We start from the raw sequence: 11,636 nt of genomic DNA, 5'->3' as shown, positions 1-11,636 counted from the left end.
GGCCGGATCGCCGGCTACGCCGACGCGCGGGTCGGCCAGTCCGCCGCCGCCACCTCGGCGCGGGTCGGCGGGTTCGCGCCCCGGCGACCGCAGGTCAGTGCGGCGATCCGGGCGGCGTGCGCCAGCACCGGGCGCAGTACGTCGGCGCCGGCGGCGCCGAGCGCCGCACGGTGACCGACGCCGAGCAGGCCCCGGTCCCGCAGGTCCGCGAGCAGGCCGGCCATGAACGCGTCCCCCGCGCCGACGGTGTCGACCACCTCGACCGCGACGCCGTCCACCCGGGTCTCGTCGGCGTGCGACCGGGCCCACGCCCCCTGGTCGCCCAGGGTGACCGCGACCAGGCGGGCGCCGAGATCCGTCCACCGGCGGGCCACCTGCTGGTACGGGTCTCCCGGGTACAGCCAGCCCAGATCCTCGACGCTCACCTTCACGATGTCGCTCTGCCCGACGAGCGTCTCGATCCGGCGCGCGGCCAACCGGTGGTCGCCCATCAGGGCGGGCCGGCAGTTCGGGTCGTAACTGATCATCGTCGTCGGGCGGGCGGCGCGCACCAGCGCCAGCACGTCGTCCGCGCCGGGAGTGAGGACACTGGCCAGGGAGCCGGTGTGCAGGCATTCCGGCGCTGCCGCCGGCACCGCTTCCGACACCGGGAATGCCCGCCAGGTGACGTCGAACGCGTACCGCGGCTGCCCGTCGCCGTCGAACGTGGTGCGGGCCACGCTGGTGGGCGCCCCGTCGAGCAGCGAGCCCGGCGCGAGCCGTACCCCGTTGTCCCGCAGGTGCGCCCGCAGCAGCTGGCCGTGCGGGTCGTCGCCGAGTTGGGTGAGCAGCCCGGTCGACAGGCCGAGGCGGGCCAACGCCACGGCGACGTTCGCCGGGCTGCCGCCCGGGTGGGCGACGGGTCGCCCCGCGTCGTCCTCGATCAGGTCGACCAGGGCCTCACCGACCACGATGATCACGAAGGGTGCCCTTCGGGGCGCGGGGGCGTCGGGCGCCGCCCGTCGCCCGCCGGATCCTGCTCGGCCGGCCCCGGTGTCGCGGCGGCGGCCGGGGCGCCGACGGACCCCGGTGTCTCGGCCAACGTGGTCGCGCCGGTCATGATGGCGACGGCCTCGTTCATGGTGTGGGAACTCGGGGTGATGACGCCCGCGCTCCGGCCCAGCCGCTGGATGTGGATGCGGTCGGCGACCTCGAAGACGTGCGGCATGTTGTGGCTGATGAGGATGACCGGCAGGCCCCGCGACCGGACCTCCTTGATCATGCGCAGGACCTGGTTGGACTCCTTGACGCCGAGGGCCGCCGTGGGCTCGTCCAGGACGATCACCTTGCTGCCGAAGGCGGCGGCGCGGGCCACCGAGACCGCCTGGCGTTGACCGCCGGAGAGGGTCTCGACGGCCTGGGACATGTTCTGCAGGGTGCCGATGCCGAGACTGGTCAGGGCCTCGGCGGCGGACCGCCGCATGCCCTTGTGGTCCAGCATCCGCAAGACCGAGCCCAGTACGCCGGGCCGGCGGCGTTCCCGGCCGAGGAAGAGGTTGCTGGCGATGTCCAGGGCCGGCGCGACGGCCAGGCTCTGGTAGACCGTCTCGATGCCGACGTCGCGGGCGTCCTGGGGGCGCTTGAACTGCACCGGCCGGCCGTCGAGGAGAAGCTGCCCGGCGTCGGGGACCAGTGCCCCGGTGAGGCACTTGATCAGGGTGGACTTGCCGGCGCCGTTGTCGCCGATGACGGCGAGCACCTCGCCCGGGTACAGGTCCAGGTCGACGCCGTCGAGCCCGACCACCCTGCCGAAGCTCTTGACCAGGCCGCGGGCCGACAGCACCGGGGTGCGGTCGTTGCGGCCCGGCGTCGACGAGTCCGCGGGTTGCGCTGTCGTGACGGTCATGGCTTCACCTTCCTGATCCACTGGTCCATGGAGACGGCGAGGATGACCAGGAGCCCGATGGCCAACACCCGGTACTGGTCGTCGACGCCCGCCAGCGACAACCCGCTGCGGAAGAAACCGACGATGAGCGCGCCGAGGGCGGTGCCGAGGACCGCGCCGCGACCGCCGAACAGGCTCGTGCCGCCGATGACGACGGCGGTGATGCTCTCCAGGTTGGCGTCGGTGATGGCGTTGGGACTGGCGGCACCGGCCCGCCCGATGATGATCCACGCGGTGATGCCGTAGACCAGCCCCGCCACGGTGTAGACGCTGAGCAGCACCCGGTTGACCCGGATCCCGGCGAGCCGGGAGGCCTCCAGGTCGTCGCCGACGGCGTACACGTGCCGTCCCCAGGCGGTCTTGGCCAGTGCGAATCCGATGACGAGGTAGAGGATCACCACGAGGACGACGCCCCGGGTGATGCGGAACTGACCGACCGGGAACGATTCTCCGGTCCAGCTCAACAGGGCCGGCAGGTCGCTGCCCTGCACGCTGCGCCCGGCCGAGTAGAGCAGCCCGAGGGCGGTGAACACGCTCAGGGTGCCCAGCGTGACGATGAACGGCGGCAGCTTGAGTCGCGTCACGAGCAGCCCGTTGAGCGCGCCGGCGGCCGTGCCGACGGCGATGCCCAACGCGATCGCGAGTAGCCCCGGCATGCCCTGCTCCTGGGCGGTCTTGGCGGACACCATCATGGCCAGGATCGCCACCGCGCCGACCGACAGGTCGATGCCGGCGGTGAGGATGATCAGCGTCTGTCCGATGGCGAGCGCGGCCACCACCGCGACCTGTTGCAGGACGAGTGAGAGGGAGTTCGGGGAGGCGAACCGGGGGTTGACCGTCGAGAAGACGACGAAGGCCAGGACGAGGACGAGGAACGGGCTGATCGCGGGGTGGGCGTGCAGCAGGTGCTGGACGCGTTGCAGCGGTGAGCGGGGACGGTGCGCGAACTGCTCCGCGGCGGTGGCGGGCGGATGCACGGTGGCGGTCACGGCGGGCTCCCTGCCGGTCGTCGGGGGAAGGGGAAGAGGTGCCCGGGCGGGCCTCCCGCGGGAACGCCGTCGGGAGGCCCGAGCCGAGCGGGTGGGATCAGCCCCAGCAGCTCTTGGCGCCGGCGGCGGTGTCGATGCTGTCGACCCCGGTGGCGGGCTTGTCGGTGACCAGGGCGACGCCGGTGTCGAAGAAGTCGAGTCCGCTGGTGACCTGCGGCTTCTCGCCACCCCGGGCGATCTTGGCGATGCTCTCGACACCGAGTTCGGCCATCTTCAGCGGGTACTGCTGGGAGGTGGCGCCGATGACGCCGTCCTTGACCTGCCGGACGCCTTCGCAGCCGCCGTCGACGGAGACCACCAGCGCACCCTCGGCCTTGCCCGCCGCCTGGAGGGCCTTGTGTGCGCCGATGGCGGCCGGCTCGTTGATGGTGTAGACGACGTTGATGTTCGGGTTCTTGCTGAGGCAGTTCTCCATCGCGGTCCGGCCGCCGTCCTCGGCGCCGTTCGTGGGCTCGTTGCAGACGATGGTGTAGGTGCCGCCGGAGTAGTTGCCGGTCTTCGCCTCGTCGCCGTTCTTCTTCTTGTCGGCCGTGTCGATACCCATTCCGGTCAGGAAGCCCTGGTCGCGGTTGTAGTCGACGGAGACGATCTTGTCGTTGAACAGGTCGAGCAGGGCGATGGTGGCCGGCTTGCCGCCGAGTTGGGCGGCGGTCCACTTACCGATCAGCTCGCCGGCCTTGAAATTGTCGGTGGCGAAGGTGATGTCGACGGTGTCGGCCGGGTCGGGCGGGGTGTCCAGCGCGATCACGTAGAGCCCGGCATCGCGGGCCTTCTTGATCGCGGTGTTGACGCCGGGGCCGTTGGGGGTGATCAGGATGCCCTGGTCGCCCCGGGCGATGGCGTCCTCGATCGCCTGGACCTGGCCCGCCTCGTCGCCGTCCTCCTTGCCCGCGGCCACGGTCAGCTTGACGTTCTGCGCCTGGGCGGCCTTCTTCGCGCCCTCCTGCATGCTGACAAAGAACGGGTTGGTGGAGTTCTTGGTGATCAGGGAGACGGAGACGGACTTGTCGCCGGACGCCGCCTCGTCGGTGCCGCTGCCGCAGGCGCTGATGACCGTGCTGCCGACGACCGCGATCGCCAGCAGCGCCGTGGCGCGGGTACGGCCTACGCGTGGAAACATGTTCACTCCTCATCGACCGCCGCTGGTGCGGGACGTGGTTGACAACGTTGTCCGAGGAGTCTCGTCCCCCCTGCTGAAGGGTGTCAAGAGGTCGTTTGACTAGGTGCATAACGTTGGCGTAACGCGATCGAAAACTTGACATCGATATCAGGCGGGCGGCAGTATCCGGCGATACACCGGCGCGGTGCCCGGCCGTGCCGGTCGGGCGGTGGCCTTCGCGGAGAACTCCGTCGACGAGCCACCGGTCTTGGTTGTCGTCACGCCCGGCCGACCCGCTTATCTGGCGGTCGCCGGTAATCTGACAGCCCCAGGGCCGGCCAGGGGTGGCCGTACTGGTGCCCCCGGGCCAGGTCCGTAAACCCTGAACCGTGGAGGAGCACCATGCAGGGCGCCGCTTCACCGGTCGCGCCACGGCAGGCCCGGAGCCGACCGACATTGCGCGATGTCGCGCTCCTCGCCGGAGTGAGCCCGAAGACCGCGTCCCGTGTGATCAACGGCGAGTCGGGAGTGTCCTCCGCCAAGGTGAGCGCGGTGCAACGGGCCGTCTCGCAGCTCAACTACCGGCCGAACTTCACCGCCAGCAGCCTGCGTCGCGCCAGTGGGCGGACCGCGGCGATCGGGGCCGTGCTGGAGGACGTCGGCAACCCGTTCTCCGCCGCCCTGCTGAGGTCGCTGGAGGACGCGGCTCGGGACCGGGACGTACTCATCTTCGCCGGCAGTGTGGACGAGGACGCCGAACGGGAGCGGGCGCTGCTGCGGGCGTTCACCATCCGGCAGGCGGACGCGCTCGTGGTGGTGCCGGCGAGTGACCGCCACGGCCACCTCAGCGACGAGGTCAACGCCGGCACTCCCGTCGTGTTCGTCGACCGGCCGCCGGTCGGGCTGCACGTCGACGCCGTCCTGGCCGACAATGTCGAGGGCGCCGCCACGGCCGTGCACCACCTCGTCGCGCACGGGCACCGCGACATCGCGTACCTCGGCGACCTGCGGACGATCGCCACGGCCCAGCTACGGTTCCAGGGCTTCAAGGAGGCGCTCAGCGACCACGGGATCCGACCGGCCACCGCCGTCCACGACCTGCACACCGAGGCAGAGGCGGAGCAGGCCGTGCAGCGGCTGCTGGCCGGTGCGGCACCTCCCACCGCGATGTTCGCCGCCCAGAACATGGTCACCATCGGCGCCCTGCGGGCGCTGCAACGGCTGGGCCGGCACCGCGACGTCGCACTCGTCGGGTTCGACGATTTCCCCCTGGCCGACCTGCTCGAACCGGCGGTCACCGTGATTGCCCAGGACCCGCCGGCCATGGGTCGCGTCGCCGCGTCGCTGATCTTCCGCCGGCTCGACGGCGAGGTGTGGGAGCCCACCACCCACGTGGTGCCGACCCGGCTGATCGCGCGCGGATCCGGCGAGATCCGGGGACCGTGGGCCACCTGATCCGGTCAGGAGGAACCGGCGGCCGGGTCACGGCCGCCGGTGGGTGATCCGGCACGACGGAAGAAACCGGAGGGCCGGCGCGTGGGAAGCTCGGGGCCGACGAGACCGCGTACGCGACGACATCTGGCCCGGCGGCTGGCCGAACTGGACGAGGAAACGACGACGCCCTGAGCGGAGCAGGGTTCACTCCTGCAGGACGGAGAGGATATTGCCGGCCGGGTCCCGGAACCAGGCTATCGGCGGTCCCTCGCCGCGGTGGATGCCCTGGGCGTCGACGTAGTCGTACGTCTCGAACCGCACCCCCCGACCGCGCAGCTCCGCCACTGCCTGCTCGATGTCGTCGACCGGGAAGTTGAGGACCGTGTAGGTGGCCGGCTGGTGTTCGGGCTTGGGGTAGACGAGCACCTCACGCCCGCCGGCCAACCGCAGGTGGAGCATGCCGTGCTCCTCGGCCACGTCGAGCCCGAGCGTCTCGGCGTAGAACCGCTTCGCCGCCGGGATGTCGTCGACCGAGAACCCGCTGAACGCCGGGGATCCGCCCAGCAGTGCCTCCGACGTGGGCCGGTCGGTCCGCTGGGCCGCGAGGTAGTCGGCGTTGAGTTGGATGACCTGGACGTAGTTGCCGTCCGGGTCGAGCAGGGTGCCGAACAGCCCGTCGCGGCGTTCCTCGAGGGGAGCCAGCCAGGTCACGCCCATGCTGTCGAGGTGGGCGGCGACCGCGCGGGCGTCGTCGACCTCGACGTTGAGGATCACGCGACCCGGCTCGGCGTTCTTGCCTGCAACGTCGTCCCGGCGGTCCACCAGCACCTCGACGCCGCCGAAGTCGAGGAACCCGGATGGCGTCACCGTCGGGCAGAAGGCGGCGACGTACCAGGCGCGTAGCCGATCCGGGTCGGGGGTGCCGAGCAGGATGCTGCCGAGCCGTAACGGTGCCATTCGGTCCTCCGCGTGAGGGTTCTCCACGATCTGACGTCCCGTCTATACCACCGATGCTTGGCCGTCGCTGCCACGCCACAGCGCAGTCCGTCGTGGCCGGTTCAGCGCACCGTTTCGCCGGTCTGCGGCCAGCGCCCCGGTGAGCGTACCGACCGACCGGTGGCCCGCCTCCGCGAGCAGGTCACCGCCCCAGCGGGGCCAGAGCCGGAGCCGAGCCCCGTCCTGGCGCCGCGTACGTCTGACCCACGCCGGCGTCCCGACGGAGCATCTGGCCGTCGCCCGGGCAGATCCGGCTGGCGGGCAGGTGCGGCCGGTCGTCGGTGAGGTAGCGCAGCGCCAGCGCGGTGGCGCAGTCGTTGGCGCCGATCACGCCGTGCCCCCCGGTGTCGGCCGTGACCAGCGTGGACCGGTGCCGCAGCGCCTGGTGCATGCCGTGTCCGCTGACCCAGGGGGTCGCCGGGTCGCGGCGGTTGTGCAGGATCAGGATGTTGCGGGGGCCCGCTGCCCCCACCGTGGGCGCGGCTTCGACCGGGGCGGGCCAGAAGGCGCACGGGGTGATGGTGGCGGACCGGCCCGCGTCCTCCGGAAACAGGGTCCGGTCCCGGCGTACGGCGGCGGCGTAGCGCTCCGGTCGACGGGGCCAGGCGGCGTCGCCGCACTGTACGGCGTAACCGACGGTCTGTCGGTTGTCGGCGGGTACCGCTGCGCCGGCCGGGACCGAAGTGGCCGGGACCGCGTCGGCGACGGCCGGGGTGCCGGTGGCTGGCGCCCGGCTGGCGGCGGCGAGTTCCTGCCAGACGGCGGCGATGTGCGGGAACTGGCTGGCGTCGGGCTGTTCGAGGTTGTCGCGGGTGTAGTCGCGTAGCCAGTTGCCGTCGACGACGAGGCCCGGGTAGGTGATCGGGTGGTGGTCGAGGTCGCGGAGCAGGGTGCGGTAGCGGTGCTCGACGGCGGCGGCGGTGCGGCCGAGCCGGTACGTGTGGTGCCGGTCGGCGACCCAGCCGGTGAGGTCGGGCAGCCGCTGGGTCAGACCGAGCCCACCGAGGCGGACCAGGTCGTACCAGATCCGGTTCGGATCCAGGGCGCTGTCGAGGACGACCCGGTCGGTGCGGTGCGGGTGGCGGGTGGCGTAGACGGCGCCGAGGTAGGTGCCGTAGGACAGCCCGAAGAACGAGATCCGCTCCTCGCCCAGCGCCGCCCGGATTCGGTCGAGATCCCGGGCGGTGTTGGCGGTGGTGATGTGCGGCAGCACGTCGGCGGCCTCTCGGCGGCAGGCCTGGGCGGTGGCCCGGGCGTGGGCGACGCTGTGCGCGATGGAGCCGTCGGGGGCGGGGTAGCGAACGGCCCGGTCGGCCACCGGCAGGCCGCAGCTGACCGGGCTGCTGTGCCGTACGCCGCGGGCGTCGAAGCCGACCAGGTCGTAGCGTTGCCCCAGCTGTGGCGGTTGCCCGGGGCCGTGCAACTGGGCGGGCATCGCCAGCCCGCCGATCCCGGGGCCACCCGGACTCAGCACGAGGGTGCCCAACCTGCGGGCCGGGTCGGTGGCCGGGATCCGGGAAACGGTGACGGTGATGTGCCGGCTCTGCGGGTCGCGGTGGTCGAGCGGTACGGACAGGACGGCGCACCGCAGCGCCGGATGGTCGGACACGTCCGCCGGGCAGGAGCGCCAGACCAGCGGCCCGGTGGGGGACTGGGCGCCCCCGGGTGTCGCGCCGGTGGTCAGCAGACCGGCGGCCAGAGCGACCGTGACGGTGACGGCGGTGCCGACCCGCGATGCTGGAGAACCCATGGCTGTCCTTCTTTCTGTCACTGCTCCTCGGCCAGGTAGAACAGCTCGTCGACCCGGGTGTGCAGGGCTCTGGCGAGCTTGAGGGCGAGCACCGTCGACGGGATGAACCGCCCGGTCTCCACCGTGGTGATGGTCTTGCGGGTCACCCCGACCAGATCGGCGAGCTGCTGTTGGGTCAGGTTGTGGCGAGCCCGTTCGACCTTGATGTGGTTGCGCAGCGGATGGCTGGTCTCCTCACCCATCACGCGTCCCGGTTGAACCACAGCCGCGCCGCCCCGTACGCCGCCAGGGCACCCGCCACGGTGAACTGCGCCTGGGCGACCGACGGCACCTCGATCCGGAAGAAGAACGGAAGCTGTACGGCGAGTGCTCCGACCAACGCCGCGGCCGTCGCCCGCAGGTGCGTCGCGGCGGTCCGCTCGTCGGCCAGAACCGCGCCGGCGTGGCGGGCCCGCCACTTCGCCCAGCCCGCGACGGCCAGCGCCATCCCCGCGACCACCACCGCGGTGACGTAGGTCAGCTCCCACCAGCGGGGCCAGCCGACCTGCCCACCCGCGTCGTGTGCCCCCTTGGACACCAGGGCGGTGGCTCCGGCCACCCCCCAGACGAAGGTCGCCGCGTCGAGCAGGCGCGCGAACGACCGACCGGATCGGGCGTTCGGCAGCGTCGAATTGGGCATCGCCCACCCCTTCCAAATAACCTTCACGACCCATCCTGGGTCGTATAGGTGTCTTAATGACACCTGAAGGTTACATGGAGGGGTGGGTGACCGCAATTGCCGCTGTCGACAGCCGAGCGAGCGGGTTGAACGGCCGTGCGGGGTGCTCGGCCGCCAGAGGTTGCGCCGAGACAGCACCGCGCGCCGCCGCTGCGGCGTCAACCTGGGAGAGCAATCAGTCGTCACGACGGAGTGGTGGCGCCTGAACCCGATGCTTCCTACCGGGTGCGGGTGCCGGGAGCGTCCCGCAGAATGGCTCCGGGGGTGACCGACATGATCGACGGGGCAAGCGTGCCCAAGTTGTGCCAGGTGGTGCTGGACTGCACCGACGCCCGTGCCCTGGCGGAGTTCTACCGGTCGCTGCTGGGCCTGGTCTACCGGCCCGGTGACGAGCCGCCGGAAACGGGCGCCGTGGACGAGCGAGGCCGCGACTGGCTGGTGCTGCGAAGCCCGGAGGGCGCGCCACAACTGGCCTTCCAACACGTCGACCGGCTGCCGGCGGCGACGTGGCCGCACGGCCCGGTGCCGCAGCAACTGCACCTGGACCTGACCGTGGCGTCGGTCGAGGAGCTTCGGGTGCAGCACGAACGGGTCCTGCGCCTCGGCGGTCGGCTGCTGCTCGACCGTATCGACGACCCGCAGGAGCCGCTGCGGGTGTACGCCGACCCGGCCGGCCATCCGTTCTGCGTCTTCGTCGCCTGATCGGGCAGGCCACACCCGGGAACGTCGACCGTCACCGAAACGCTGCCGTCACCGCCCGGAATCGGGGGACGTCCCGCGCCGGACCTCGCTGAGCAGCCGCTCCACCCGAGTACGGATCTCGTCGCGGATCGGGCGTACCGCGTCGACGCCCTTGCCGGCGGGGTCGTCGAGCTTCCAGTCCTCGTAGCGTTTGCCGGGGAACACGGGACAGGCGTCGCCGCAGCCCATGGTGACGATCACGTCGGAGGACCCGACGGTCTCGTACTCCAGGAGCTTGGGCGCCTGGTCGGTGATGTCGACGCCGACCTCGCGCATGACCTCGACGGCGGCCGGGTTGATCTGGTCGGCGGGGGCGGAGCCGGCGGAGCGGACCTCGACGGTGTCGCCGGCCAGGTGGCGCAGCCAGCCGGCGGCCATCTGGGAGCGGCCGGCGTTGTGTACGCAGACGAACAGGACGCTGGGCTTGTCAGGCATCGGAGGCCTCTCTGGAGAGCAGTGCGGGACGCTCGACAGTGCCGTCGGTGGGGACGACGACCTGGTCGGCGGCCCGGCCGGCGTCTGGGTAGAGCGCCAGCAGCAGACCGGCGCCGACGGTGAGGCCGACGAGTTGGGCGAGGACGAAACCCGGTACCGAGGCGGGGGCGATGCCGGCGAAGGTGTCGGTGAACGCCCGGCCGACGGTCACCGCGGGATTGGCGAACGAGGTGGACGAGGTGAACCAGTACGCGGCCCCGATGTACGCGCCGACCGCAGCCGGGGCGACCGCGGCACGGCCGGTGCGGGCCAGTGCGAAGACCAGCAGGATCAACCCGGCGGTGGCCACGACCTCCCCGAGCCACAGGTTGCCGCCGGAGCGCTGTCGGCCCGAGAGGTCGACGGCGGCCAGGTCGAACATGAGGTTGGCCAGAACCGACCCGCCGATCGCGCCGAGGACCTGGGCGGCGGTGTAACCGGCGAGGTCGCGGCCGGTGAGGCCGGTGCCGGTCCGCCGGCCGAGGAGCCAGTCGGCGGCGGACACCACCGGATTGAAGTGTGCCCCCGAGACCGGGCCGAAGATCAGGATGAGAGTGCCCAGGGCGAACGCGGTCGCGACGGAGTTCTGCAGGAGTTGGAGTCCGACGTCGGCGGGAGAGAGGGTGGCGGCCATGATGCCGGAGCCGACCACGGCGGTGACCAGCAGCGCGGTGCCGACGAACTCGGCCAGCAGGCGACGCCGCAACGCGATGGTCATCGGATGCCTCCCGCCGTGACGGCGGGGGCGAGCCGGTCGACCCGGTCGGCGAGTTCGGCGTAGGCGGCGTCGAACGCCGCGTCGGTGTCGAGACGGGCCGGGTCCGGGACGGACCAGTGCAGGTGGGGGCGGACCGGCCCGCCGAGGTTCTCGTGGGCGTGGTCACAGACGGCGACCACGAGGTCGTCGGCGCGTACGACGTCGTCGACATGGGCGGTGCCGGCCGGGTCGAGGTCGAGGCCGTGTCGGCGGGCCACGGCCACGGCCCGGGGGTGCACCCGGGCCGCCGGCTTCGTCCCGGCGGAGGCGGCGGCACCGTGGGTACGCCGCTTCCAGAGCGCCGCGGCGAGCGGGGAGCGGGCGGAGTTGTGGGTGCAGACGAAGACCACCCGCTCGACCCCGGTCAGGGGTGGGGCGGCGAGGGCGGCCAGGGCGGCCGGCCGCAGCCGCAGGTAGGTGCGCCGCCGGTCGCCCTCGGAGCGGCCCTTTACCACCAGGCCGGCGTCGATGAGCACCTTGACGTGGTGGGCGACCAGGTTGGTCGGCAGGTCGAGGGCGCGGGCGATCTCGCCGGGGGAGGCGTCGCCGACGGTGAGGGCGTCGACGATTGCCAGGCGCGCCGGGTCACCGAGGGCGGCATGGCGGCGTGCCCGCGCCGCGAGGGAGTCCATTTCAAAGCTCATTGACTCAATTATCGCTGAGGCTTTCCCCGTGTGTCAACCGAGGGTGGGCC

At 72.1% G+C, this 11,636-nt stretch carries 13 protein-coding genes; 2 read left to right on the top strand and 11 right to left on the bottom strand.

Features of this window, described 5'->3' with window-relative positions:
- Positions 1–14: 14 nt before the first annotated feature.
- From E1166_RS07665 to E1166_RS07650, 4 genes are all read right to left on the bottom strand, one after another.
- Positions 15–959, bottom strand: coding sequence for a carbohydrate kinase (locus tag E1166_RS07665; protein WP_132337018.1), 945 nt, complete (start codon positions 957–959; stop codon positions 15–17).
- Complete coding sequence (locus tag E1166_RS07660) at positions 956–1,885, bottom strand: ATP-binding cassette domain-containing protein (protein WP_132337016.1); 930 nt, start codon at positions 1,883–1,885, stop codon at positions 956–958. The genes E1166_RS07665 and E1166_RS07660 overlap by 4 nt, the downstream gene beginning before the upstream one ends.
- Positions 1,882–2,913, bottom strand: a complete 1,032-nt coding sequence (locus E1166_RS07655; RefSeq protein ID WP_132264870.1) for an ABC transporter permease — start codon at positions 2,911–2,913, stop codon at positions 1,882–1,884. The genes E1166_RS07660 and E1166_RS07655 overlap by 4 nt, the downstream gene beginning before the upstream one ends.
- Positions 2,914–3,010: 97 nt before the next feature.
- Positions 3,011–4,093 (bottom strand): substrate-binding domain-containing protein, encoded by a 1,083-nt coding sequence (locus E1166_RS07650; RefSeq protein WP_132337014.1) that lies wholly within the window; start codon positions 4,091–4,093, stop codon positions 3,011–3,013.
- 381 nt (positions 4,094–4,474) lie between these two features.
- On the opposite strand from E1166_RS07650, the gene E1166_RS07645 reads away from it, so the two are divergent.
- Entirely contained in the window at positions 4,475–5,527 is a 1,053-nt protein-coding gene (locus tag E1166_RS07645; RefSeq protein ID WP_132264875.1) for a LacI family DNA-binding transcriptional regulator, read from the top strand.
- A 183-nt stretch (positions 5,528–5,710) separates the two neighbouring features.
- On the opposite strand, the gene E1166_RS07640 is transcribed toward E1166_RS07645, so the two are convergent.
- The 4 genes from E1166_RS07640 to E1166_RS07625 form a co-directional block, all read right to left on the bottom strand.
- Entirely contained in the window at positions 5,711–6,463 is a 753-nt protein-coding gene (locus tag E1166_RS07640; protein WP_132337012.1) for a VOC family protein, read from the bottom strand.
- 181 nt (positions 6,464–6,644) lie between these two features.
- The gene (locus tag E1166_RS07635; protein WP_132337010.1) at positions 6,645–8,252 is read right to left on the bottom strand and encodes an alpha/beta fold hydrolase; all 1,608 of its coding nucleotides are present in this window, start codon (positions 8,250–8,252) and stop codon (positions 6,645–6,647) included.
- 17 nt (positions 8,253–8,269) lie between these two features.
- A complete protein-coding gene (locus E1166_RS07630) occupies positions 8,270–8,494 on the bottom strand; it encodes a helix-turn-helix transcriptional regulator (RefSeq protein ID WP_132264880.1) in 225 nt (74 codons plus the stop codon).
- Positions 8,494–8,931 carry a hypothetical protein gene (locus tag E1166_RS07625; RefSeq protein ID WP_132264882.1) on the bottom strand — a complete coding sequence of 146 codons (438 nt, stop codon included), beginning with the start codon at positions 8,929–8,931 and terminating at the stop codon, positions 8,494–8,496. The genes E1166_RS07630 and E1166_RS07625 overlap by 1 nt, the downstream gene beginning before the upstream one ends.
- 312 nt (positions 8,932–9,243) lie before the next feature.
- Here E1166_RS07625 and E1166_RS07620 point away from each other — a divergent pair, with 312 nt between their 5' ends.
- The gene (locus E1166_RS07620; protein WP_132337008.1) at positions 9,244–9,672 is read left to right on the top strand and encodes a VOC family protein; all 429 of its coding nucleotides are present in this window, start codon (positions 9,244–9,246) and stop codon (positions 9,670–9,672) included.
- Positions 9,673–9,720: 48 nt separating this feature from the next.
- Here the strand turns inward: E1166_RS07620 and E1166_RS07615 are convergent, their stop codons facing one another.
- Genes E1166_RS07615 through E1166_RS07605 form a run of 3 tightly spaced genes read right to left on the bottom strand, consistent with a single transcriptional unit; the run spans position 9,721 to position 11,586 of the window.
- Positions 9,721–10,146, bottom strand: coding sequence for an arsenate reductase ArsC (locus E1166_RS07615; protein ID WP_132264886.1), 426 nt, complete (start codon positions 10,144–10,146; stop codon positions 9,721–9,723).
- Entirely contained in the window at positions 10,139–10,903 is a 765-nt protein-coding gene (locus E1166_RS07610) for an MIP/aquaporin family protein (protein WP_132337006.1), read from the bottom strand. Before E1166_RS07610 ends, E1166_RS07615 begins: the two co-directional genes overlap by 8 nt.
- Positions 10,900–11,586, bottom strand: a complete 687-nt coding sequence (locus E1166_RS07605; RefSeq protein WP_132337004.1) for a helix-turn-helix domain-containing protein — start codon at positions 11,584–11,586, stop codon at positions 10,900–10,902. Before E1166_RS07605 ends, E1166_RS07610 begins: the two co-directional genes overlap by 4 nt.
- Between the last annotated feature and the right edge of the window lie 50 nt (positions 11,587–11,636).

Origin of the sequence: Micromonospora sp. KC213, from assembly GCF_004348325.1 — a bacterium.
Classification (GTDB): domain Bacteria; phylum Actinomycetota; class Actinomycetes; order Mycobacteriales; family Micromonosporaceae; genus Micromonospora.
The sequence above is the reverse complement of the archived record's forward strand: the minus strand, read 5'-3'. Positions and strand labels throughout refer to the sequence as shown.

Bases quoted from the DNA above. Each gene is read 5' to 3' on its own strand.
- E1166_RS07660 (WP_132337016.1), bottom strand. From the start codon at position 1,885: ATGACCGTCACGACAGCGCAACCCGCGGACTCGTCGACGCCGGGCCGC.
- E1166_RS07650 (WP_132337014.1), bottom strand. From the start codon at position 4,093: ATGTTTCCACGCGTAGGCCGTACCCGCGCCACGGCGCTGCTGGCGATC.
- E1166_RS07645 (WP_132264875.1), top strand. From the start codon at position 4,475: ATGCAGGGCGCCGCTTCACCGGTCGCGCCACGGCAGGCCCGGAGCCGA.
- E1166_RS07640 (WP_132337012.1), bottom strand. From the start codon at position 6,463: ATGGCACCGTTACGGCTCGGCAGCATCCTGCTCGGCACCCCCGACCCG.
- E1166_RS07635 (WP_132337010.1), bottom strand. From the start codon at position 8,252: ATGGGTTCTCCAGCATCGCGGGTCGGCACCGCCGTCACCGTCACGGTC.
- E1166_RS07630 (WP_132264880.1), bottom strand. From the start codon at position 8,494: ATGGGTGAGGAGACCAGCCATCCGCTGCGCAACCACATCAAGGTCGAA.
- E1166_RS07625 (WP_132264882.1), bottom strand. From the start codon at position 8,931: ATGCCCAATTCGACGCTGCCGAACGCCCGATCCGGTCGGTCGTTCGCG.
- E1166_RS07620 (WP_132337008.1), top strand. From the start codon at position 9,244: ATGATCGACGGGGCAAGCGTGCCCAAGTTGTGCCAGGTGGTGCTGGAC.
- E1166_RS07615 (WP_132264886.1), bottom strand. From the start codon at position 10,146: ATGCCTGACAAGCCCAGCGTCCTGTTCGTCTGCGTACACAACGCCGGC.
- E1166_RS07610 (WP_132337006.1), bottom strand. From the start codon at position 10,903: ATGACCATCGCGTTGCGGCGTCGCCTGCTGGCCGAGTTCGTCGGCACC.
- E1166_RS07605 (WP_132337004.1), bottom strand. From the start codon at position 11,586: ATGAGCTTTGAAATGGACTCCCTCGCGGCGCGGGCACGCCGCCATGCC.